Source organism: Corynebacterium sp. HFH0082 (assembly GCF_000411235.1).
Taxonomy (GTDB): domain Bacteria; phylum Actinomycetota; class Actinomycetes; order Mycobacteriales; family Mycobacteriaceae; genus Corynebacterium; species Corynebacterium jeikeium_D.
This window is the reverse complement of record NZ_KE150404.1, coordinates 1,011,419-1,035,062: the sequence shown is the minus strand read 5'-3', so window position 1 is coordinate 1,035,062 and position 23,644 is coordinate 1,011,419. Positions and strand designations below refer to the sequence as shown.

Below are 23,644 nucleotides of genomic sequence, written 5' to 3'. Positions count from 1 at the left end.
TTGAAATACACACCTCTCCCCGAGGTCGCAACATGTTTCCAATAGAGATTTATGTTTCCCCTAGAAATCTGTTTCGGGGGTGAATTCAACTGAATGTGAGCGCCCTGCACCGCACAACAAAGCCGCCTGACCTCACACTGCTGAGCACAGTGAGGCCAGACGGCAGAAGAATGAATACGGATTATTGGTTGTTAATGCCCAGCGCAGCGAGGGCCATCTCAAAGGCATTTTCCCTTGTCGCCTCGGGGCCCGCCCATTTGAGCACATGCCTGGAAGAGTTAATCAACCCAGCGGTGAGCTGGACTTTAAGCTGCGCCTCGTCGGAGGTGAGTTCGGGCTGTAGTTCACGCAGAGCGTCCACCCATAAGACCATGTAAAGACGCTGCAAGGAACGCACTTTTGCGCTCTGCTCTGGCGCCAGATTTCCCCCTTCGCGCTCTTGGACACGAATGCGATCGGGCTCCGTGACTGCAAAATGCACGTGATGCGCAAGGAGGCCCCGAAGAGTCTCCTCTGGCTCCCAATCATTGCTCTTTGCTCGATCGAGAACTGCTCGCGCACCATCGACAAGTCGGATAGAAATATCGATGAGGATCTGCGCCAACAGCTCTTCCTTGCCGCTGAAGTAACGGTAAAGAGCTGGGCCAGAAATGCCGACAGCGGAGCCAACATCCTCCAACCGAGTCTGATGAAACCCTCGGTCGGCCAGGATCGCAGCAGCAGCGGAGAGAATCTCTGCTTCTCGACGCCGTCGCGCTTCGGTTCTACGTGACATAAGCCCTTATGTTAAACGCATTGGAGCCATTTCGTCTGCATAATTATCACCAGCGCCTGCCCTCAGCGTGTGTTCACATAGACCACGGCTCGACAACAGACACACATCCTCGCCCACAGGTCCCCACACGTCCGGGTAGAGAAAAACCGCCGAGGTGACAGTTAGCACCGCGGCGGTTAGCCCCTAATCCAGTAAGGAATTAGTGGAAGAAGTGACGAGTACCTGTCATGTACATGGTGACGCCAGCTTCCTTGGCAGCAGCTATGACCTCTTCGTCACGGATGGAACCACCTGGCTGGACAACTGCCTTCACACCGGCATCAATCAGGACCTGCAGACCGTCAGCGAACGGGAAGAAGGCATCGGACGCAGCGTAGGCCCCCTGAGTACGGTTTTCTCCGTCGGCAAGCGTATTTGCGCGCTCAACGGCGAGCTTTGCGGAGTCCACGCGGTTGACCTGGCCCATGCCGACGCCGACGGTGGCGTTGTTCTTGGACAGCAGGATGGCGTTGGACTTCACAGCGCGGACGGAGCGCCATGCAAACTCGAGCTCAGCCAGCTCTTCAGCATTCAATGCCTCGCCGGTGGCCAGCTCCCAGTTCTCCGGCTTATCACCCTCTGCCTGGTAAGTATCCGGATCCTGGGTGAGCAGACCACCCGAGATAAACTTGTTCTCGGTGGTCGGTGCTTCGTACTCGGCGACGAGAATACGCAGATTCTTCTTGGCCTTCAGCACCTCAACGGCACCGTCTTCGTAGGACGGAGCGACGATGACCTCGGTGAAGATGTCCTTGACCTGTTCGGCCATCTCAACGGAGACCTCGCGGTTGACGGCAATGACACCGCCGAATGCGGACATCGGGTCACATGCGTGAGCTGCGCGGTGAGCTGCGGCGATGGACTCATCCGAGACTGCGATGCCGCACGGGTTAGCGTGCTTGATGATTGCCACACACGGGCGCTCGTGATCCCAGGCGGCACGCCATGCGGCGTCGGCATCCTGGTAGTTGTTGTACGACATCTCCTTGCCGTTCAGCTGCTTGGCGTTTGCCAGCCCCTTGGTACCAATGCGGGTCAGAGTTGCCGACTGGTGAGAGTTCTCGCCGTAGCGCAGCGGAGTCGGAGTGGATCCCTCAGCGCCACCGAGCTGCTCAACAAACCAGTTGGACACAGCTGCGTCGTAATCAGCGGTGTGCAGGAATGCGTCGCGAGCGAACTCACGGCGCTGCTCGAGGGTGAAGCCGCCTTCCTTCACGGCGGTAGCGACATCGCCGTAACGAGCCGGGTCGACGACGATGGCAACCGACGGGTGGTTCTTCGCCGCAGCGCGAACCATCGACGGGCCTCCAATGTCGATCTGCTCCACGCATTCGTCGTAGGAAGCGCCCGAGGCAACGGTCTCCCGGAACGGGTACAGGTTAACGACAACGAGCTGGAAAGCCTCCACACCGAGCTCCTTCAGCTGAGCCAGGTGGTCTTCCTTGCGGGTATCAGCCAGAATGCCGGCGTGAACACGCGGGTGCAGCGTCTTCACGCGGCCCTCGAGGCACTCCGGGAAACCAGTGAGATCCTCAACCGGGGTCACAGGCACGCCAGCTGCAGCAATCTTGCCAGCCGTGGAACCGGTGGAAACGATTTCCACGCCAGCCTCGTGCAGGTCGCGAGCCAGCTCCTCGAGCCCAGTCTTGTCGTAGACGCTAATCAGAGCGCGCTTGATCGGTTTACGCTGCGTGTTGTCGTTGGTCATTTCAGATAAGCCTTTCGTCCGTCACGCTCAATTCCGTGATCGGCAATCGAGTGCAATACATCAACCAGGAGTCGGCGTTCGACAACCTTGATTCGTTCGTGCAGGGTCTCCACCGTGTCGTCGTCCTCGACGGCCACTGGCTGTTGCGCCAGAATCGGCCCGGTGTCCACTCCATTATCAACGATATGCACGGTCGTGCCGGTGACCTTCACCCCGTAGTCAAGTGCATCCGGTACCGCACGCGCCCCTGGGAAGGACGGCAGCAGCGCTGGGTGCGTATTAATGATGCGATTGCTGTAGGCCTCCACAAATGATGGCCCCAGAATGCGCATGAAACCCGCCGAGACAACGATATCCGGCGAAAAACTGTTCACGGCCTCTAAAACACGAATATCCCAACCTTCTCGGTCCTTCTTTGCCTCAGCATCGAAAGGCACCCGAAAAGTTGGGATATTGAGGTTTTGAGCCCTCTCCAGCGCCGGACAATCCTTGTCCGAACCAACCGCGACAATCTGAACCTTTTCAGCGTCCAGCAGTTCCAGCATCGACTGCAAAAGGGAGCCCAGGCCAGAGGCCAGGACTACGATGCGGAGCTGCTTGCTGGAGGAATTATTGTGCGAAATTTCTGCGACGGGCTGTGCTTCAGTCACGGCGTTTAGCTTACCCAGCCCGGCAGAGACCCCAAATTCCGCTCCCCCTAAGTTGGCTTAGCTCTTTTGGCTTGACGACGGTTCCCCGTCGCCGCCTTCCTCCGAGTCTTCGGTGTCCTCATCGGATTCGTCCTCGTCGGTCGCATCTACTTCGCCCGATGCTTCTCCGCCTGCGGCGCTTTCTGAATCCTCTTCAGAGTCGTCCGATTCCTCAGCGTCTTCTGAAGTGTCTTCAGACTCAGCACCGGACTCTGATTCCTCCTCTGTGTCGGACTCGGCTTCGTCTTCGGAGGTCGCTTCATCTTCGGAGGTCGCTACGACTTCCCCGTCGACAATCTCCTCCGACTCCTCCGAACCGCTCCCGTCATTGTCGGACTTATCGGCGTCGCCGGCATCCTCAGCCTCAGCATGACCGTTTCCATCTCCCGCAGGCTTCGGCGGGAACTTCTCGGCGGCCACTTCCGAGACTCCCTTGTCCCTACCAAGTGACGGCACACCGGTCATCGCAACAACCACGATGGCCCCCGGAACAACCAGCCACATCGAGCCGAGCAGTCCAGTCAGCCACCAGGAGGCACCGGCCCACCCAAAGATGCCAACCTCACCGCCGAGCAGCCAAGCCAGCCCCATGAGGAAGATGATCGACCACACGGCAGCGAGAACGACGACCAGGTAGGGCTGCTTCGGTGCAGATTTCTTCAGGAATGCCACGACGCGCCAAGCCGCAACGGCTGGCGGTAGCACAATCAGCACTCCGAAAGCCCAGTGCACCAGCGACTGAGGCATGGCAGCCAAAATCGGCAGCGGTGGCAGCTGAGCCGGGTGCACTGCGAACAGCCCAGCCTCCGCTGGCCCAAACGTCGATTTTCCGCCCACCAGCACACCGACAGCACCGAAGGCCACATTTGGCAGGTACAGCAGCGAGAGGCCGCTGACCGCAACACTTTCACCGACGGTATCCGTGATTGCAAATGTCTCTGCCAGCAACTCTCGATGCCAAATCAGCGAAACGAGTGTCACCACAACACCGGCCAGCCACAGCCATGCCACGTAGCTGCCCGCCAGACGGGCCGACCCGAGCAACCACTCCGGCAGCTTCCGGCGCAGCAGTAGTGCACGCAGCAACCGCTGCCCCATTCCCAGCACCAAGGCCACGAGATTTACAAGCAGCGCGGCTGCAATCGCAAGGCCGAAACTAGGGGTCTGAACGCGGGGAAACACCTTCGACGCGTCGTAAAGCATGAGCCACGCGATGATGGTGAGAACAATGGGCGTGCCCAGATACGCGCCGACCAACGCGCGGACATCCTTGATGCTGATGCGGTCAGCGACTTCGCGGCGTACACGCCAGGCGATGAACAACACCATCAGCACCGCGGGCAGTGCTGGTGTGAGCCCCAGCGTCGTGCCGTTAAAACGGAACGGCGCGAGGTTAAAGATCATCCACATCGACGCGATACTCGCTGGAAGCGGAGACATTCCAGCGCCACTGACGATGACGCCAATCAGAGCTACCGAGATGATGAACAGCAATACGACGCCGTAAGAACCGGCAACAGACAGCCCAAACCGGCGTGTACGAGGCGAGTTAATGAAACGACGGAACCCCGAGGGACGCCCCTTGCGTGACGACGTTCCGGAGCCCCCCGCTTTCATCTTCGTCGTGGCGGCTCGATTGCTGTCGGCACCGACGCTGCGCGCACCGCCAGTCTGACCGGCCTGCGTATTCTGCCATGCGCGGGCAGTGCGCTCGCTGCGGACGCTACGGGAACCCCCGCCGCTGCCACCGGCACCGGTGCGGCTTCGCCGATTTCGATCGCTACCGGAGGAACCTCTCCGCGAATCCGCGCCTTTCACAGTGACATCGTCCTTCCCGCGTCTAATCATTGACAGCTGATTGCCCACCTATATAGATAGGGTGCCACGCAAGGGTGCGTCACAGCCATGGCCATATAGTGCCATACATACAACGCCTCTTTGTTTAGGCATTGCAGAGTCTAATTTGAAGGTACGGATCCCAGGACGGACGGTATCCGTTGAGTCCGATCTCCTTTTGCCCCCTCCCCCCCAAAGTGGCTTCACCTTTGGTTTCCATTTGTCAACGCCGATGGGTTACTTTTTGCCACCCCCGCGACCACACCCTTAGTTCACCCGGAAACTACTTGCCGATCCCCCTACCCAGCCCCTCGATTAAGGGGCATCCGCCATAAATCCCCTGGCAACACACCGGTTGCGCTTCACCGGATCCGTGATACAAGACAACAGCCCCACGGCCACAGCACGGCCCTATTGAACTGAAACTGACGAATCAGCGAACAAGTTCTCTAAAAACAAGTTGCTTGCCCTATATCGAACCGTTATTATCGCAGAAGTTAGATAACAGTTGGGTTACAAAGAGTTTCGTTGGCAGGGAGATTGAAGTGACGTTTTTCAATGCTCGTCGCGGAGGCGGAAAGCACCGCAAGGTAGAGGTTTCCGCAACTTCTCGCGCAGCACTGGTCGCACTGTCCGCATCGACGATCGCTTCCTCCAACGCGGTCGCCCACGCAGCTGAGACCGAGAATAAGGCTCCGGAGAACTCAGCTTCGACTCAGACCCGCGCTGCTCAGCCGAAGAACAACGCTCCGATGGTGCTGGCCTCCAGCTCCTTCAATCCGAGCACTAACCTCAGCGACCACCTCGCTACGGCGTTGCAGTACAACCAGGAGCGCGTTGCTCGCGACCAGGCTGCCCGCGCTCCGAAACTCTCCATCCCGACCGTGGGGCTGCTGACCTCACCGTTCGGCTCACGCTGGGGAACCTTCCACTACGGTGTCGACCTGGCTAACGTCACCAACACCCCAATCATGTCCGTCATGGACGGCACTGTTATCGATGCAGGCCCGGCTCAGGGCTACGGCCAGTGGATTCGCGTTCGCCATGACGACGGCTCTGTTTCCGTCTACGGCCACATCGAGTCCATCTACGTTGCTGTCGGAGAAGCTGTCCGAGCTGGTCAGGTCATCGCCGGTATGGGCAACCGCGGCTTCTCCACCGGTACGCACCTCCACTTCGAGATCCACCCGGATGGCACCACTCCGGTCGACCCGGTGACCTGGTTCATCCAGCGTGGTCTGAACCTGAACTAATCAGGTATCGGCACAGGTACGAGCAAGCCTGGCCGCTCTGCGAAGGCCCTACCTGTGCACCGGCCCCTGTTTGACCGCGGCTGCAAGCCTCCCCTGATTAAATTTTTCAGAAACCGGCATCGCCGCCGGTACTGGGGCTTTACTCTTGACACATGGCAGAGACTCAAACATTCCGCATGTGGAAGAAGTTGGCTGCGACTCCAGTCGTCGGCAAGCGTCTATTTTCCTTAACCGCCGCATTGACGGCGCCATATTTCCGCACAATCTGTCCCAAGCTAGAGACGATGCAGCCTGGACTGGCGGTAGCGCGCATGCCCGCTTGGTGGGGCGTGCGTAATCACATTAAGTCCGTGCATGCGATTGCTGCGTGTAACCTCGCTGAATTCGCGATGGGCATGCTCTGTGAGGCCAGCGTACCGACAACGCATCGCTGGGTTCCAAAGGGCATGACGACGAACTACAAGCGCATCTCCGTTGGTGGCCTGACGGCTGTGGCCAAGGCTGAGTTGCCGGACTTCTCCACCATCACACCGGAGACTGGTGGGGTAGATTTTCCCGTCCACATCGTGCTGACCGATGCCAACGGCACCGAAGTACAAGATGCCACCATCAACTGCTGGGTGACAGCGAAGAAGCCTAAGTAGCCTCCACGCGATAGTGGCACGTGCACGGCCGCGGGTAGGGACGGCCAGTCGGGCGGTGGTTGTTCTTTTACAACTTCTCCATGGGCACGCCGCCGATAAGCATCATGCGGACCTTACCTGCGGATCCAAAGTCAATCATCGCAGTTGCCCGGGGCGCGGCCCCTTGGACCTCAAGCACAGTGCCTAAGCCGTACTTGTCGTGAACAACCTTGTCACCGGGCTCTAGGTGCAAGACCTGATTCTTCTTTCGGGATGACGCACCAGAGTTAGAGGATCCACCAGAGCCGAAGCCCGAGCTGGAACCGAAGCCCGACGAGGCACCATGGCCACGACCAAACGCGCTGCCCGCGCCGTAGCCACCAGAACCAAAACCACCAGAACCGGCGCCCCAGCTGCGAGCCGGAGCCTCGCGCAGCCAATCGATCAGGTCGCTTGGGACTTCCCCCAGGAAACGTGAAGGCGGATTATTCTGCGGCGAACCCCACGAGGACCGAGTCACAGCGCGCGTGAGATACAGCTGCTTGCGAGCTCGGGTAATACCCACATAGGCCAGACGTCGCTCTTCAGCCAGCTCCTTCGGATCGCCCAGGGCGCGCAGGTGCGGGAACAGTCCGTCTTCCCAGCCAATGAGAAATACCACCGGAAACTCCAGGCCCTTAGCCGTATGTAGCGTCATCAACGTCACTACACCGGTGTCATCATCCGGAATCTGATCCGCATCGGCCACCAGAGAAACTCGCTCGAGGAATGCCTGCAGACTTCCCGGTTCCGCTTCCCCATCGTTGTCGAAGTCGGCCGCGAAATCACGCGCGAGGTCATTCGCGATTCCAGATTCCACCTCGGACTCGCCACTAGTATCAGCACCGCTTTCAGCATCAGCTGCAGCGCCAGAGCCTTCATTTACATCAGCGCTAATATCCACCGACGACATCATCCGCGCCTCTGCAGAGAACTCCCGCGCAACGCTGACGAGCTCATTGAGGTTGTCCAGGCGCGTGGCATCTTGCGGATCATTGGAGCGCTCGAGCTCCGACTTGTACCCACTGCGATCAATAATCGCGTTGACCAAATCACCGATATCGGCCAGTTCACCGGATGCCATATCCGCCGCCAAGCCATCAATCATCTCGACGAACGCCGCCATCGCGTTTCGACTCCGCGCCGCCACCGCCGGAACCTTACCCTCCGCTACGGCACGTAGCGCCGTGCCGAACGAGCACCTCTCGTCCTCGGCATAGAGCGACACATGAGCCACCGCACGGTCACCGATTCCGCGGCGCGGCGTATTGATAATGCGACGCAGCGAAACATCATCGTCGAAGTTCTCAATAACGCGCAGGTAGGCGACAATATCGCGTACTTCCTTACGCTCATAGAACCTGGTGCCACCAACCACCGTGTACGGAACGCCCATACGAATGAAGACATCCTCTAGCGCACGGGAGGAATTATTGGTGCGGTAGAAAATCGCCACATCTGAATACGAGTACGGCCCGTAGTCGACCAATTGCTCAATCTCGTTAGCGATAAACCGAGCCTCATCGTGCTCATTGTCCGCCACGTAGCCCTTGATCTTGCCGCCCTCACCGAGATCGGTCCACAGCTTCTTCTCCCGGCGGTTCTCATTGCGCGCAATCAACGCATTGGCCGCCGACAGAATCGTCTGCGTCGAGCGATAGTTTTGCTCCAGCAGAATCGACGTGGCCTCCGGATAGTCCTTCTCAAACTCCTCAATATTGCGAATAGTCGCACCACGGAAGGCATAAATGGACTGGTCCGAATCGCCCACCACACACAGCTCACTCGGAGGCACATCTCCACCGGGCTTGCCGACGAGCGTCGAGACCAAAACATACTGCGCATGGTTGGTGTCCTGGTATTCGTCCACCAACACATGCCGGAAACGGCGACGGTAATACTCTGCAACCTGCGGGTGATTGGTGAAAATCCGAACGACCTCACCGATTAGATCGTCAAAGTCCACGGCATTAGCCGCCCGTAGCCTGGTCTGGTACTCCAGGTAAACCCGTGCAACGACGTCATCAAAAGGATTGCGCGTCGTCGACGCGTCCGCGAGGGCCTTCTCCGGGTCAATCAACTCATTCTTGAGATTGGAGATACGCGACGAGAGCACGCGGCCGGTGAACTTCTTGGCATCTAGGTCCATGTCCTTAGCGATAATGGACAGCAAACGCCGGGAGTCGTCCGAATCATAAATAGAGAAATTGGAATTAAGCCCCGGTACTAGCGCATGCTGCATGCGCAGTATGCGCACACACATGGAGTGGAACGTGGACACCCACATACGCCGCGCCTGGTCACCGACCAGTCCCGCCACACGCTCGCGCATCTCGGCTGCGGCCTTATTGGTAAAGGTAATAGCCAAAATTTGGCTTGGCAGGACCCCACGCGCACCGATCAGGTATGCAATCCTGCGCGTCAGCACAGATGTCTTTCCTGAACCCGCTCCAGCCACAATCAACAGTGGTGAACCAATGTGCTCCACTGCTTGGCGCTGCTGCGGATTAAGCCCCTCTAGCAGCGACTCTGAATCAAAACTGGGCTCGAAGCCACCGCCAAAACCGCCGCCAAAGCTGGCAGCGTCACTCGGTGCGCTATTGCTACCAGCGCTGGCGAAGTGGCCGAACCCACCACGGCCAGGCGTAGCACCGCCCGCCTCACCGTGGTTCGAACCAGCATGGCTATCGCCACTACGTCCATCGTCAGCATTGAAGGACCCGAACAGCATTCCAGTTTCATTTCCCATGATGGCTACTACAGTAGCCGAGCCCCCGGATTGGACTGTTCGAATCCTTTGGCACAATAAGAACTATGAGCGAAAACCCTGCGGACACTCCCGCCGCACACACCGACAACACCGACGGCGCCGAGCACAGCCAGCAGGCGGCGGCAGTATCCCCTTTTGAAGTCCGCACCCCCACCGGTACCGATGACCCGTTGAGCTCCGCGGAGATCGAACAGTACCGCAAGGAAATCAACCGCCTTGACGGGCTGATTATCGATGCCATTCAACGCCGCACCGCAATCAGTAAGGCCGTCGGCAAAACCCGCCTGGGATCTGGCGGCACGCGTCTCGTGCACGGCCGAGAGGTGCAGATCATCAACGAGTTCCGCGACGCACTTGGCCCAGAGGGCCCGGCAATCGCGTCGGCGCTGCTGCGCATGGGACGCGGTCGCCTGGGCTAACCCTCGCCAGCTACCTGTCCTGCTAGCCTTCCAGGGAAATCAGCTTTTCCTCTAGGAACTCATTGATACCGGTGAAGCCGCCCTCACGGCCAAGACCGGACTGCTTGACACCACCGAACGGCGCCGACGGGTCCGACAGCGAGCCCTTATTGACCGCAACCATGCCGGACTCCAATGCCTCTGCCGCACCAAGTGCCTTGGTCAGGTTCTCACTGAACACATACGCCGCCAGACCAAAGATCGTGTCATTTGCCTGCTCAATCGCGTGCTCATCGTCCGTGAAGGTTGTCACTGCAACCACCGGACCGAAAATCTCTTCGCGGACAATATCCGCATCCTCGGGCACATCGGTCAGAACTGTGGGCTCGAAGAAGTAGCCGTCGGAAAGCGCGCCGCCGAGATCTGGGATCTTGCCGCCGCACTCTACTTTCGCACCGCGCTTGACCGCATCGTCAACCAGATCACGAACCTTTTCCTGTTGATCACGCAGCGCGAGTGGCCCAAGGTCCGTCGCCGGATCGGTACCCTCGCCCAACTTCAGCTCCGCAAAACGCTTGACGACGCCTTCGACGAACGCATCCTTCTTGGCTTCATGAACAATAAAGCGATTCGGGGCGATGCACACCTGGCCGCCATTGCGGAGTTTGGCGTCACTGACTGCCTGTACAGCCTTATCGACATCGCCATCAGAGAGAATGACAAACGGAGCATTTCCGCCGAGTTCAAGGGAGACCTTCATCGAGGTTTCCGCGGCCTTCCCAGCGAGCATCTGGCCAACTTCGGTGGAACCGGTGAAGGTGAACTTGCGCAGGCGGTCATCGGAAAGCAGGGCCGAAACGTTGGCTGAGTGTCCTGTTGGCAGCACGGAGATTACGCCTGCGGGGACACCGGCTTCGATAAGCAGTTTGCCCAGGTAGAGCATGGTCAGCGGAGTTTTGGACGCCGGCTTAATAATGACCGGGCAGCCGGCGGCGAGTGCCGGGGCGATCTTGCGGGTACCCATAGCCAGCGGGAAATTCCACGGCGTAATAGCCAAAGCCGGGCCGACCGGCTGCTTAATCACCGCGACGCGCGAGGTTCCGCTCGGAGAAATTCGGTAATCGCCGGAGATACGCACAGCCTCCTCAGCGAACCAACGGAAAAACTCGCCACCGTAGCCGACCTCGGCCTTGGAATCCGGCAGCGCACGGCCCATCTCCAGGGACTGCAGCTGGGCCAACTTATCTGCATCCCGACGGATGAGTTCAAATGCGCGGTAAAGAATCTCGCTGCGCTTGCGGGGCGGGGTTACCTTCCACTCCTTCTGGGCTGCGACGGCGTCGTCAAGCGCCTGCCTGGCGTCCTCCTCTGTGGCGGAGGCGACCTGGACCAGCGGCTTATCTGTCGCGGGGTTAACGACATCGAAGGTCTCACCATTCGACGCGGGACGGAACTCGCCGCCGAGGAGAAGGCCTGTGGGGACATCTTTGAGGATGTTGTCGTAATCAGGGGTGAAATCAGTCATATTTTCCAGGGTAGGTGCCTTTGCTGAAGCGGGCTAGGGACTCGTAGGTGGCGGATAGTCGACGGATGGTCGGCGCATAGGCGGAGCATAGGCACCGCGGAATCGAGCTGCCAGCAGATTGTGGTCACGCCTGATCGAATACTGTCGCCCGGCGAGAGCGCCAAAACGCAACTAGTCTGGGGAGGTATAAAGTGCATTTCGTCAAAAATCACCTGGGAGCAGGAATGACCGTAGATATCACCGCAACCGAACAGTGGGCTCAGCTGGCTAAGCGCGTGGACAATGTTCGCGCCACCTCGCTGCGTGAGCTTTTCGCCAATGAAGATGGCCGCACTGAGAAGCTGACTTTCGATGCGGGCACTCTCCACGTTGACCTTTCCAAGAACTTGATGTGCCTCGACGGTTTTGCCGAGCTGGTTGAGCTCGCTCGCGCCGCTGGCATCGAAGAAGCACGCGAGAAGATGTTCCGCGGTGACAAGATCAACACCACTGAAAACCGCTCCGTGCTGCACACAGCGCTGCGCCTGCCAGCAGAGGAAAATCTGACCGTCGGCGACCAGGATGTTGCTGCCGACGTGCATGAGGTGCTCGGCCGCATGCGCGACTTTGCTCGCAGCCTCCGCAGTGGAGACTGGCTGGGATACACGGGTCACACTATTAAGACTGTGGTCAACATCGGCATCGGTGGCTCCGACTTGGGCCCGGCAATGGTGACCAAGGCGCTGCGCACCTACGCCACTGCCGGCATTGATGCCCGCTTTGTCTCTAACGTTGACCCATCTGATCTACATGCGGTTCTGGATGAGGTCGATCCGGAGTCCACGCTGTTTATCGTCGCTTCCAAGACCTTCACCACGCAGGAGACGCTCTCCAACGCTCACGCAGCTCGCCGCTGGCTTATCCAGCAGCTGGGTAGCGAAGATGCCGTCGCCAAGCACTTCGTCGCCGTTTCCACGAATGCCGAAAAGGTCGCCGAATTCGGCATCGACACTGAGAACATGTTTGGCTTCTGGGACTGGGTCGGCGGCCGCTACTCCGTCGACTCCGCCATCGGCCTGTCCATCATGGCCGTCGTTGGTCCGATGGACTTCATGCGCTTCCTGCAGGGCTTCCGCGCAATGGATGAGCACTTCCTCAACGCTCCGCTGGAGCAGAACGTGCCGGTACTGATGGGCATGCTGAATGTCTGGTACTCAAACTTCCTCGACGCTCAGTCGCATGCCGTGCTGCCCTACTCTGAAGATCTCTCTCGCTTCCCGGCGTACCTTCAGCAGCTCACCATGGAATCGAACGGTAAGTCCGTGCGTACCGACGGCAAGAGGGTGGACTACAACACCGGAGAAATCTTCTGGGGTGAGCCGGGAACGAACGGCCAGCACGCTTTCTTCCAGCTCCTTCACCAGGGAACTCGCCTAGTTCCGGCTGACTTCATCGGCTTTGCCCGTCCACGCCAGGATCTGCCGACGGCTTCCGGCGAAGGTTCTATGCACGACCTACTGATGAGTAACTTCTTCGCACAGACCAAGGTGCTGGCCTTCGGTAAGACCGCAGAAGAAATTCGCGCAGAGGGCGTTGCCGAGGAACTCGTAGAGCACAAGGTCATGCCAGGTAACCGTCCGACCACGACCATCATGGCCGAGGAACTGACCCCGGACGCTGTCGGTGCGCTGATTGCACTCTACGAGCACATCACCTTCGTCGAGGGCATTGTTTGGGGCCTGAACTCCTTCGACCAGTGGGGCGTCGAGCTGGGCAAGCAGCAGGCTGGCGACCTGTTGCCTGCAGTTACCGGTGAAGTGGCGCCTAATTCTGGCGACGCTTCTACCGATGCGCTGCTGACGTGGTACCGCGACAAGCGCTAACGTCTTTTAGCCAATTGGCCTAGATAGCTAAGAGTCCGCCTTCGGCTTGAACTGATTCTCGCTGCGGGCGGACTTTTGTTATTTATATGGCCACTCGGTTGCGGTGAGGATGGGGCGCGGCATCCCGTCGTAAAGCGGGGTCGGGAAAAAGCGAATAGTATCTAAGTCATGTCTGCCTACATTGAAGATGATGTTCTTGCCTATCGACTTGCCGTGGGCGCCAGTGAAATTCTCAAGGGTGTCCGCAACGTAGGCCTGCTGCGTGGCCGCATTCTGGGAGATGCCGGCGACGCACTGGCACAGGAGTGGATTGCCCGCGTACTAGAGCAGCACCGTCCGGACGACGGACTGCTGTCGGAGGAAGCCGCGGATAACCGTGAGCGCCTGGACTCAAAGCGGGTGTGGATTATTGACCCACTCGATGGCACGCGTGAGTTCGCTTCGGGGCGCCAGGACTGGGCAGTTCATGTCGCTCTAGTAGAGGACGGTCAGCCGACCCACGCTGCTGTTGGTCTGCCGGATCACGGCCAGGTTTTCCACACGGGTGAGGCCAAGGCTGTGCAGGGGCCGCGTGCGGGCAAGATTGTCGTATCGCGTACTCGCCCACCGGCTGTGGCGAAGTACGTCGCTGACAAGCTAGGCATGGAGCTGGTGGAGATGGGCTCCGCTGGTGCGAAGGCAATGCACGTGCTGCTCGGTGACTACGACGCCTACATCCACGACGGTGGTCAGTACGAGTGGGACTCGGCAGCGCCGGTTGGTGTCGCTAAGTCCGCAGGGCTTTTTGTCAGCCGCCTAGACGGCTCCGCGCCGACCTACAATAATGTCGATACTTTCCTGCCGGATACGCTGTTCTGCCGACCGGACCTGTCGGAGGAGATTCTGGCACTGGTGAAGGAATTCAAGGATCAAGAGCAGAAGTAGGTAAGCTAGGGCGGCTATGACCGACTCCACTGACATCACGACACAGGCTCATCAGGGCATTAAGACTCCGTACGAGGATTTGCTACGCGAAATTCTCGCTGACGGAGCAGCTAAATCAGACCGCACTGGCACGGGCACTCGCTCAGTGTTCGGCCGCCAGCTGCGCTTTGATCTGAGCGAGGGCTTCCCACTGATCACCACTAAGAAGGTGCACCTGAAGTCCATCGTGTACGAGCTGTTGTGGTTCCTCCGCGGCGATTCAAACGTCCGGTGGCTCCAGGATCATGGGGTGACTATTTGGGACGAGTGGGCAGACGACAACGGCGACCTCGGTCCGGTCTATGGCGTGCAGTGGCGCTCTTGGCCCACTCCAGATGGGCACCACATCGATCAGATCGCACAAGCGCTGGAGACTCTGAAGTCCAACCCGGATAGCCGCCGCAACATTGTCAGCGCCTGGAATGTCTCCGAGATTTCCAATATGGCGCTGCCGCCGTGCCATCTGCTGTTCCAGTTCTACGTCGCAGATGGCAAGCTCAGCTGCCAGCTCTACCAGCGCAGCGCGGACATGTTCCTAGGCGTGCCATTTAACATCGCTTCCTATGCACTGTTGACGCACATGATGGCGCAGCAGGCGGGCTTGGATGTTGGTGAGTTCATCTGGACCGGTGGCGATTGCCACATCTACGACAACCACATTGAACAGTGCGAACTGCAGGTCTCCCGTGAGCCACGCCCCTACCCCACGCTGAAGCTTCAGAAGGCCGACAGCATTTTCGACTACGCTTACGAGGACATTGAGGTCATCGGCTACGACCCGCATCCTCTGATTCGCGGTCAGGTGGCTGTCTAAGTCAACGAAAGGTGAGTGTCGACATGAACGAGTCCACCGCTTCCACCAGCGCAAGGCCCCCATTTGTAGGGATGATTTGGGCGCAGTCTCGGGCCGGCATTATCGGCGACGGTGCGACTACGCCCTGGCATCTGCCTGAAGATCTTCAGCATTTCAAAACAACAACGATGGGCGCACCGGTCATCATGGGGCGTCGCACGTGGGACTCGCTGAATCCCAAGTTCCGACCACTCCCCGGTCGTCGAAACATCGTCCTTTCACGCTCCGTGTCCGATTTCCCCGGCGCCGAGTCCGCAACCAGCCTCGAAGCCGCGCTCGCAGCCGTCGCCGACGCGCCCGCGGCTTGGATTATCGGAGGCGGGCGTGTCTATCGCGATGCACTTTCGCTTGCCGACGAATGCGTGGTCACTGACATTGATACTGATGTCAGCGTCCCGGTACCAGTCATGGCTCCCGACCTCTACGACTGGGTTCGCGTCGAGGATGGCCCGTGGCAGACGTCAACGACCGGCCTACGCTACCGCTTCTGCACGTGGCGGCGTCTAGAGGATTAGCTTGGAAGCCTGTCCAGCAAAGCTCTGAGGCGGGACTACTGCCCGGCGAACGTATTGCGCAATGGAATATCGGCCTTGGTCCGCGCGTTGACCTAAGTATGACTGATGTGAAGACTCCACAGACCACCGAACACGTGACCATTTACGCTGCAGCCTGGTGTCCTTTCTGCCAGAACCTTATTGCTGGCCTGAAGGAAAACGGCACTCCGTTTGAGGCCTGGGATGTCGAAAAGCACGACGACCTTTCGAAGTGGGTTGAGTCCGTCAATGATGGCAACCGCGTTGTTCCGACCGTGCTGTACTCCGATGGCGTGCACGCCACGAATCCGTCGGTTGAGGAAGTCACCGCTAAGTACGCTGAACTCTCCAGCAAGTAATTAAAAAGCTAAGTAATTAAAAAGCCGAGCCCCACTTCCGGGGTTCGGCTTTTTATGTATGAATACGACCGGTCATGCTGCCAGTCGCGATACCAGCATTAGTCCAGATCGTCGTGTGCCATCAGCTGACGAGCAGCCTCAGTAATCGAGCCAGACAGTGACGGGTAGACAGAGAAGGAGCTTGCCAGGTCATCGACGGTGAGCTGGTTGGAAACACACACCGCAATTGGCAGAATCAGCTCCGAGGCGGTCGGAGCGACCACCACACCACCGATAATCATGCCGGAGTTCTTACGGCAGAACAGCTTGACGAAACCGTGGCGCAGCGAGCGCATCTTCGCACGCGGGTTACCTGCCAGTGGGAAAACCTCAACGCGAGCGGAGACCTCACCGGACTCAATCTGAGCCTGGGAGACACCGACAGTCGCAATCTCCGGGCGGGTGAACACTGCCGACGAAACGGTGCGCAGGCGAATCGGAGATACGCCTTCACCGAGGGCGTGGTACATCGCAATACGGCCCTGCATAGCTGCAACGGAAGCCAGCGGGAACAAGTCGGTGCAGTCACCGGCAGCGTAGATACCCGGCACGTTGGTACGGGAAACACGGTCAACGTGAATATGGCCAGACGGAGTCAGTTTTACGCCGCTGGCTTCCAGCCCCATATCCGCGGTGTTAGGAATCGAACCGACGGTCATCAACGCGTGGGAGCCGAAGACCTCACGGCCGTCGGAAGTGACGACGCGAACGCCGCCGTCCTCCGTGCGTTCGACAAGATCACAGCGGGCGTTCTTCACAACGTCCACACCGCGCTCCAGCAGGACCTCCTCCAGGGCATCTGCAGCGTCGGCATCCTCGTGCGGCAGGATGCGATCACGCGACGCGACCATGGTGACCTTCACGCCCAGCTCGGTGAACGAGGATACGAACTCAGCGCCAGTCACACCGGAACCGACCACAATGAGGTGCTCCGGCAGCTCCTCCAGTTCGTAAACCTGACGCCAGGTCAGAATACGGTCACCATCAGGAATCGCACCCGGCAGAATGCGCGGGGACGCACCGGTGCTGACCAGCACCAGGTCGGCTTCAAGAGTGACCTCGCCGCCCTCGAGCAAGTCAACGGTGACGTAGTGAGTTACACGGCCCGGGTCGTGGTCATCGAGACGACCACGGCCCTGCAGCATCTTGATGCCCTCACGCTCCATCTGCGCGCGAACATCGTCGGACTGCTGCTGTGCCAGGCGCTTAACGCGCTCGTTGACCGCAGTGAAGTCGATTTTGCGCTGGGAGAAGTCCGGACGCAGACCCATCTCGTCCGCACGGCGCATATCGGTACGAACGCCCGTCGCCGCGATGAAGGCCTTAGAGGGAACGCAATCCCACAGGACGGAAGAACCGCCCATCCCGGCATCCTCAACCACAGTGACTTCAGCACCGTACTTGGCGCCAACCAGCGCTGCTTCGTAGCCGGCTGGGCCGCCGCCAATGATTACGATCCTCTGTGCCACAAATCCTCCAAAGTTGCCGTGGATATCACAATGTAATTACCGCGGGAGGCATTTTCCCCGCTTTGCCCCCATAGTCTAACGGACAGTCATGGTTGACTGCGCGCCGTCCTCGTAGCGAGCAACAATGCCAGCGAAGAGTTTCACACCAACGCCCAGGCAACGCTCGTCCACGATTAGGTCATCTCGGTGCAAATCGTGCTTGTCTCCGCGACCGGACCAGCAGCCCAAGCGGGCCATCGCGCCCGGGACGTGCTCGAGATACCAACCGAAATCCTCGCCACCGGACGACTGTGGGGCCTGAATGACAGCATTCTCGTCTACTCGTCGCACAGCTTCCGCAATCAGGGCGGTGCAATATTCGTCGTTAAGCACGGGCGGCACGCCACGCTCGTAATTGATGGTGCACTCTGCGCCGGTCGGTGCGAGGACTTGTTCAATGAGTTCGCGAACCAGTGGATCGATGTCGCGCCAGGTCTTGATGTCCGCGGTGCGCAGGGTGCCACTGACGCTGCCTTCCGACGGAATCGCGTTGTGCGCATACCCGGAGTGCACGGAACCGAACGTGAGCACGGTGCCGGTGCGCGGGTCGACGCGTCGCGACAGTAATCCGGGCAAATCGACAATCAATTTGCCCAGTGCATAGACAACATCGGCTGTCATCTGCGGACGGGAGGTATGCCCGCCCGGGCCATGCACCTGAATCTCCAGCGTGTCGGCCGCAGAGGTGATGGCACCTGTTCGAACGCCGACGTGACCTACGCGCAGCTTCGGCTCACAGTGGACGGCAAAAATACGCTCAACGCCATTGAGCGCACCGGCAGCGATAACCTCGGGTGCACCGCCAACCATGACCTCCTCGGCGGGTTGGAAAATGAAACGCAGCGGCGTCGGCAACGTGTGCTTTTCGTGGTACTCAGCCATAGCCAGTGCCGTCGCGAGCGTGATCGCGGTGTGGAAATCATGCCCGCAGGCATGCATGACGCCGTCATTGGTGCTGGCAAACTCCAGCCCCGTGCTCTCTGTAATTGGAAGCGCGTCGATATCACCGCGGAAAGCGAGACGTCCCGGGAGTTCACCTCCGGCTTCGCTACCGGCGAGTTCGTCTTCACCAATGTCGACCATCAGGCCGGTGTTGGGAAACAGCACTGGTTTCAGCCCTGCAGCACGCAGCTTCTCCTCCACAAAAGCCGTGGTGGCGTGCTCCATGTGAGATAGCTCTGGGTGCGCATGAAGATGCCGCCGCCACTCGAGAATCTCGTTCGCGTGCTCGGCCCACCAGTGCTTAATAAACTCCTCAATCACAACTCTCCAGTGTAAGCGCTCCATCGACAGGCCGTAACAAGAGGCCTACCGACGACTGCGCCAGCGACAGCAGTGGCCGGCAAGCGCTTGAATGTCAGCGCCAGACGTACGCATGACCAGGAGTCACTTCTTTAACTTTGGCCTCTTCAATTATCAGATGTTTCACATTTTGAGGAAGTCTGCGATGATAATAGGCATGTCCGGCAATGGCACACCTAAGTCTCTCAGCATCCCCATCATCATCGTGGCCACCGCACTCGTGGTCGTCATCGGCATCGCCATCGGCCTGTCGCTGAACAATAGTGATGAGCCCCAGCGTCCGGAGGTCCCCTCCTCCTCGCAGCCGACGTCGCCCAGTTCGACACCGCCGTCCTCGACGAGTTCGACTTCTACGAGCAAGACGACCACCACGACCACAACTACGTCGAAGTCCTCCGAGACGTCGTCAAGCACGCCGAGCACTTCGACATCGTCCTCGTCGTCGACGCCGAGCACCACGTCTTCGCCATCCACGACGACGAGCTCAGAGCCGACATCAGCTCCGGAGGGGCAGGACTTCGGCACTGGCCGCTCCGACCTAGACGGCCTGGGCTTCGTGGGCAGCTCCGCACGCTGCGACAACGGTGACCGCGCCTTTGCTGTTATCGCCGCTGAACAGGGAATTAAGGCTGCTGCTTGTGAGACGCGCTCCGGCGAGAAGTACTACCGCTCGGATACACCACAGGGTTCCGGATCGATGGACATCATCGTCGATGAGGGCGACCGCGTTGTTGCACAAAACGGCTCGTACAAGTACCAGATGTCCCCCGACGGAGTTCTTGTGACCAAGGACAACGAGGTCGTCAAGAAGTACGCGGCAGAAGCCTGGGGAACTGCCTAAGAGATCAATTTAAAGATCAATGTTGCGGGGACCGTAGAGGCGGTCGCCCGCATCTCCCAACCCCGGCACGATGTAGGCATCCTCGTTAAGATCCGGGTCCACCACTGTGGTGACAAGACGCACCGGGAAACCGGATTCCTTCAAGGCGTCGACACCCTGCTGTGCGGAAATGATGCACACGGCCGTGATGTTGTCCGCGCCGCGATCCACCAACAGCTTCAGGGCATGCAGCAGTGAACCGCCGGTTGCCAGCATTGGGTCGACCAGGAAGACAGTGCGCCCGGACAGATCCTCCGGTAGCGCCTCGAGGTACGGCACCGGCTCATGGGTTTCCTCATTACGAGCCAAGCCAATAAAGCCCACCTGCGCATCCGGAATCATCGACAGCGACGGATCAATCATGCCAAGACCCGCACGAATGACGGGAACAATAATCGGCGGATCCTGCAGACGGTAACCCGGCGCGGTAGTGATTGGGGTCTGAACATCGAAGTTATCGACGGGCAGCTCCCGGCTTGCCTCGTAAATCAGCATTGCGCCCAGATCGGCGAGTGCCGCACGGAAGCCCGCGTTATCAGTGCGCGCGTCGCGCAGAATGGTCAAACGTGACTGTGCCAAGGGATGGTTGACAACGGTAATCTCCATGCCTTCCAAAATACATTGCTTTGCTTTTGCTGCTCTGGTGCCGGCAAAAGCAAATTTCTGAAAACGCGTTCCCAAAAAATATGGAACCGAATCGGCCTTTTTCGCGCCTAACAATACGAGGGCTATTTACTGCGCCCTATTTGCACAAGTCCGCCTACTACCAAACCACTTGCCACTCAGTCGCCGTCCGAACCCCGCTAGCCGTTCTGCCACAGCACTGAGTGTTGAACCACACGCGAATTTCCTAGAGAGGCCGTCAACATTGTCCCGTCCATCACCACACAGTTCCCACAGCCAATCTTTTCTCTCTCCGACCACTAGCGGGAATGACTCAGTCTTTACGCTGGTGCCAGAGCTGATTTCTGCCGATGCCACGCGCCTTGACGCGTTGTCGCAGCAGGTCAGCGGCGCTGACTTGGGCATCAGCGCACTGCTCTCGCTTGGCGACGTCCCGTTTGCTGGGCCCTTCTGTCACGCTGCAGCCACTGCTCTACAGCACCAACACGAGCATGTAGCTGAGCTGAATGAGTACGGCACCAGCGCTGCTCGTGCACTGAACGCTCTTGTCTCTGCGGTGTCCACTGCTGAAGATGCCGGCGCATATGCGCTGCAGTCCATCTCACCGAAAATGGGAGCCGTTGCAACTCGCGGAATGGGCGGTGCGTGATGCTTCCCACCAATCTACTTACGGAGGTCCCCACCGCGATTGCACAACAGTTAAGTCCTGCCATCGCACCCGCACTGGCAGGACTTGCTGGGGCCGCAATCCCCGCCGCGAGTACTGCCTGGCGCTCAGTGGCAGATTCCGTTGACCGCAACTGGGGCGATGGTGCTGGTTCCGGAGCAGGGGCCGCGGGAACAAGCCTCAAACGGGCTGCAAATGCGGCAGCCGACTTGGAAACTCGCGCCGGAACCATTGACAGTGACATTGCCAAGGGCCTGGCCGCAGTAATGTCAGCGGCCACTGATTTGGCCCGAATCGCCATGGATTTTGTCAGTTCTGCCATGGGCTCGTTGACTGCGACTGCTGCGGGGCCCGCTGGTCTCGCCGCGACCGGTGCCAGCCTAGCCTCAGCGGCCAGTTCCGCGATTTCACAGGCAATTGCACGGCTCATGAAACTCGAGCAAGAACTACGACCTCTGGTGCAGTCGCTGATACAGCAAGCAAGTACAGCGGTGGACACCCCTACCCCACCTCACCCGGCACAGTTGGAGGCCCCAGGTACCACTCAAGCCGCCCTCGCTTCTACGTCTACGAACACCCCAGGATCGGCTAGCGCTACCGACGCTGCAGATGGTTCGGAGGCGTCGTCCGATTCGGGCAGCGCGCCGGTACCTGCGGATGCTGGAGCTGGCGCGCCCACACCAGAGGCCCAAGCTGCGGTGAAGGCTGCACTCAGTGCCGTCGGAACGCCCTATGGTTGGGGCGGAAATACTCCGGGGCAGGCGCTCGATTGCTCAGGCTTGACGCACTGGGCCTACGGGCAAGCTGGTGTTGATATTCCCCGCACGGCAGAAGCACAGGCCGTCGGCAGACAGGTGAGCCAGGATGAACTGCTGCCTGGCGATCTTGCAGTGTGGGACGGCCATGTCGCCATGGTTATCGGTGACGGAAAGATGGTCGAAGCGGGCGATCCGGTGCAGGTAAACCCCGTGCGTACAACCAACATTGGCATGCCGTTTAAGGGGTTCTACCGCCCGACCGGATAGTGCGGTGGGTATCTGCGTCGCAAAACTTCTAAGATAGGAATACGCAAACTTGCCACCCGTGGGGGCGCTGCAGGTATGACAATTTTTGAATTTTAATAATCACCAACAAGCAGAAGGGCTGCGACGAAAACTATGGCCAGGAAAGGCATCGTTCCTATCGAACTCGAGCTGACCTCGGGCACCTTTTACACGTTGTGGGCTCCAAGCTGGCGTGAAGGTGGCTCCGAGTGGCAGGCTCTGCTCGGCCGCGGCGATGACATCTATTTGTTCTCATCGGCGGCAAAGCTCCTGGCTTTCCTTCAGTCGGATGCTCCTCACGACTTCACGCAGCACCCCAGCTGGCGAAACTTCAACCAGCAGCTACCGGGAGCTGCCATCGCGGCGCCACGCCACCGCTATGACCTGATTGGGCTGCCAGAGATTCTGGCCGGCCGGGCCGACTACGACCATGTTTCGCGCGCAGATCGCATTCTTGCCATCACTCGCTCGATTGGTGCAATCGCGGATCTCACTCCGATCAACCAGATGTTCGCCTCTCACTCTGTCCTGGCTGCCACACAAAATGGTGCTGATCACTTCCAGGGCAGTGGCGCCGCTCAGTGGTCGGCTATCGGCAATGTCATCTTGACCAACTGGGACAATTGCATTGACGCTATCGACGCCATCGGCGCAAATACTCCGAGCATCGATGAAGAGTCTGAAACCGCTGCTGCAGCCGCATTAAAGGAAGCGGAGGCCGCGGAGCGTGAGCGTCGTGAAGCAGCGGAGAAGAAGCGCGAAGAGGAAAAGAAGTCCGCAGAGGAGACCGCCGGCGATCCGTACGATCAGACGGTGTGGGCCAACGCTGGCATCGACCCGATCAAGATCTCCATCGCTGGCCGCACGCTCTACACCTTGCGTTGTTACATGGGGCGTCGCCCGCTATTCCTGGGCAGCGCCGGTGAGATTCACACGTTCTCACAGCCCCGCACGATGGTGCGTTGGCTGCTGGAGCACAAGCATCACGACATGTCGGCGCTGACGACGTGGGATGAAATCATCACCGCGGCCAACGCAGGTGAACTGGAGGCCGTGGTGCACGAGGACAATGAGTACTCGTTTACCGGCCTGGCCGAGGACATTGAAAAGGGCCCGAACGCCGTGGACACCGCCCAGCTCGCCCGCGCGTACGAGCTACTCGCAGACGCCGCTGACTGGGCTGGAGATGATGCCGTGAACGAAGTACTGGCGGGCAACCAGCAGCTGCAGTGGCTGCTGAACTTCCTGCTGGACACCGGAGAAATGTCCGAGCCAGTTCCGCCTTACGACGATGAGGCCGAGGGCTGGAGGCAGCTGGAGAAGGACTTGGCCGCTCGGTTCACGACCAAGATCTAG

Annotated in this window: 21 protein-coding genes; 12 read left to right on the top strand and 9 right to left on the bottom strand. The window is 59.2% G+C overall.

From position 1 onward, the window contains the following. Positions 1–181: 181 nt before the first annotated feature. The 4 genes from HMPREF1206_RS04415 to HMPREF1206_RS04400 all read right to left on the bottom strand — a co-directional run bounded on the left by HMPREF1206_RS04415 (position 182) and on the right by HMPREF1206_RS04400 (position 5,059). Positions 182–775 (bottom strand): TetR/AcrR family transcriptional regulator, encoded by a 594-nt coding sequence (locus HMPREF1206_RS04415; RefSeq protein ID WP_016422168.1) that lies wholly within the window; start codon positions 773–775, stop codon positions 182–184. Positions 776–974: 199 nt separating this feature from the next. Then, positions 975–2,522, bottom strand: coding sequence for a bifunctional phosphoribosylaminoimidazolecarboxamide formyltransferase/IMP cyclohydrolase (purH, locus tag HMPREF1206_RS04410; RefSeq protein WP_016422167.1), 1,548 nt, complete (start codon positions 2,520–2,522; stop codon positions 975–977). Continuing rightward, positions 2,519–3,172, bottom strand: a complete 654-nt coding sequence (purN, locus tag HMPREF1206_RS04405) for a phosphoribosylglycinamide formyltransferase (RefSeq protein WP_016422166.1) — start codon at positions 3,170–3,172, stop codon at positions 2,519–2,521. The genes purH and purN overlap by 4 nt, the downstream gene beginning before the upstream one ends. 57 nt (positions 3,173–3,229) lie before the next feature. Beyond that, positions 3,230–5,059, bottom strand: coding sequence for a DUF6350 family protein (locus tag HMPREF1206_RS04400; RefSeq protein ID WP_016422165.1), 1,830 nt, complete (start codon positions 5,057–5,059; stop codon positions 3,230–3,232). Between the two features lie 533 nt (positions 5,060–5,592). Between HMPREF1206_RS04400 and HMPREF1206_RS04395 the strand changes: the two genes are divergently transcribed. Both HMPREF1206_RS04395 and HMPREF1206_RS04390 read left to right on the top strand, forming a co-directional pair. Then, the gene (locus HMPREF1206_RS04395; protein ID WP_016422164.1) at positions 5,593–6,300 is read left to right on the top strand and encodes a M23 family metallopeptidase; all 708 of its coding nucleotides are present in this window, start codon (positions 5,593–5,595) and stop codon (positions 6,298–6,300) included. Positions 6,301–6,452: 152 nt separating this feature from the next. After that, positions 6,453–6,944 carry a hotdog fold domain-containing protein gene (locus tag HMPREF1206_RS04390; RefSeq protein WP_038627827.1) on the top strand — a complete coding sequence of 164 codons (492 nt, stop codon included), beginning with the start codon at positions 6,453–6,455 and terminating at the stop codon, positions 6,942–6,944. 67 nt (positions 6,945–7,011) lie between these two features. Here HMPREF1206_RS04390 and HMPREF1206_RS04385 read toward each other — a convergent pair whose 3' ends face one another. Then, positions 7,012–9,711, bottom strand: a complete 2,700-nt coding sequence (locus HMPREF1206_RS04385; RefSeq protein WP_016422162.1) for a UvrD-helicase domain-containing protein — start codon at positions 9,709–9,711, stop codon at positions 7,012–7,014. Between the two features lie 65 nt (positions 9,712–9,776). Between HMPREF1206_RS04385 and HMPREF1206_RS04380 the strand changes: the two genes are divergently transcribed. Then, a complete protein-coding gene (locus HMPREF1206_RS04380) occupies positions 9,777–10,151 on the top strand; it encodes a chorismate mutase (protein ID WP_005509925.1) in 375 nt (124 codons plus the stop codon). A 22-nt stretch (positions 10,152–10,173) separates the two neighbouring features. Here the strand turns inward: HMPREF1206_RS04380 and HMPREF1206_RS04375 are convergent, their stop codons facing one another. Next, entirely contained in the window at positions 10,174–11,655 is a 1,482-nt protein-coding gene (locus HMPREF1206_RS04375; RefSeq protein ID WP_016422161.1) for an NAD-dependent succinate-semialdehyde dehydrogenase, read from the bottom strand. A gap of 224 nt (positions 11,656–11,879) precedes the next feature. On the opposite strand from HMPREF1206_RS04375, the gene pgi reads away from it, so the two are divergent. From pgi to HMPREF1206_RS04350, 5 genes are all read left to right on the top strand, one after another. Beyond that, positions 11,880–13,517 (top strand): glucose-6-phosphate isomerase, encoded by a 1,638-nt coding sequence (pgi, locus tag HMPREF1206_RS04370; protein ID WP_016422160.1) that lies wholly within the window; start codon positions 11,880–11,882, stop codon positions 13,515–13,517. Positions 13,518–13,685: 168 nt separating this feature from the next. Further along, positions 13,686–14,441: a 3'(2'),5'-bisphosphate nucleotidase CysQ gene (locus HMPREF1206_RS04365; protein ID WP_016422159.1), complete on the top strand. Its 756-nt coding sequence runs from the start codon at positions 13,686–13,688 to the stop codon at positions 14,439–14,441. 16 nt (positions 14,442–14,457) lie between these two features. Then, positions 14,458–15,294 carry a thymidylate synthase gene (locus tag HMPREF1206_RS04360; RefSeq protein ID WP_016422158.1) on the top strand — a complete coding sequence of 279 codons (837 nt, stop codon included), beginning with the start codon at positions 14,458–14,460 and terminating at the stop codon, positions 15,292–15,294. A gap of 23 nt (positions 15,295–15,317) precedes the next feature. After that, complete coding sequence (locus HMPREF1206_RS04355; protein ID WP_016422157.1) at positions 15,318–15,848, top strand: dihydrofolate reductase; 531 nt, start codon at positions 15,318–15,320, stop codon at positions 15,846–15,848. Between the two features lie 98 nt (positions 15,849–15,946). Further along, the gene (locus tag HMPREF1206_RS04350) at positions 15,947–16,225 is read left to right on the top strand and encodes a mycoredoxin (RefSeq protein WP_016422156.1); all 279 of its coding nucleotides are present in this window, start codon (positions 15,947–15,949) and stop codon (positions 16,223–16,225) included. A 98-nt stretch (positions 16,226–16,323) separates the two neighbouring features. Here the strand turns inward: HMPREF1206_RS04350 and HMPREF1206_RS04345 are convergent, their stop codons facing one another. Both HMPREF1206_RS04345 and HMPREF1206_RS04340 read right to left on the bottom strand, forming a co-directional pair. Then, a complete protein-coding gene (locus HMPREF1206_RS04345) occupies positions 16,324–17,733 on the bottom strand; it encodes an NAD(P)H-quinone dehydrogenase (RefSeq protein ID WP_016422155.1) in 1,410 nt (469 codons plus the stop codon). A 75-nt stretch (positions 17,734–17,808) separates the two neighbouring features. Continuing rightward, on the bottom strand, positions 17,809–19,059 hold the full coding sequence (locus tag HMPREF1206_RS04340) for a M20 family metallopeptidase (protein WP_172620230.1): 1,251 nt from the start codon (positions 19,057–19,059) through the stop codon (positions 17,809–17,811). 172 nt (positions 19,060–19,231) lie between these two features. Between HMPREF1206_RS04340 and HMPREF1206_RS11120 the strand changes: the two genes are divergently transcribed. Then, complete coding sequence (locus tag HMPREF1206_RS11120; protein WP_141744775.1) at positions 19,232–19,915, top strand: hypothetical protein; 684 nt, start codon at positions 19,232–19,234, stop codon at positions 19,913–19,915. A 9-nt stretch (positions 19,916–19,924) separates the two neighbouring features. Here HMPREF1206_RS11120 and upp read toward each other — a convergent pair whose 3' ends face one another. Then, positions 19,925–20,560 carry a uracil phosphoribosyltransferase gene (upp, locus tag HMPREF1206_RS04325; RefSeq protein ID WP_016422152.1) on the bottom strand — a complete coding sequence of 212 codons (636 nt, stop codon included), beginning with the start codon at positions 20,558–20,560 and terminating at the stop codon, positions 19,925–19,927. 346 nt (positions 20,561–20,906) lie between these two features. Here upp and HMPREF1206_RS04320 point away from each other — a divergent pair, with 346 nt between their 5' ends. From HMPREF1206_RS04320 to HMPREF1206_RS04310, 3 genes are all read left to right on the top strand, one after another. Further along, entirely contained in the window at positions 20,907–21,227 is a 321-nt protein-coding gene (locus HMPREF1206_RS04320; RefSeq protein ID WP_016422151.1) for a hypothetical protein, read from the top strand. Beyond that, complete coding sequence (locus HMPREF1206_RS04315) at positions 21,227–22,270, top strand: C40 family peptidase (RefSeq protein ID WP_016422150.1); 1,044 nt, start codon at positions 21,227–21,229, stop codon at positions 22,268–22,270. The genes HMPREF1206_RS04320 and HMPREF1206_RS04315 overlap by 1 nt, the downstream gene beginning before the upstream one ends. A gap of 132 nt (positions 22,271–22,402) precedes the next feature. Next, positions 22,403–23,644, top strand: a complete 1,242-nt coding sequence (locus tag HMPREF1206_RS04310; RefSeq protein ID WP_016422149.1) for a hypothetical protein — start codon at positions 22,403–22,405, stop codon at positions 23,642–23,644.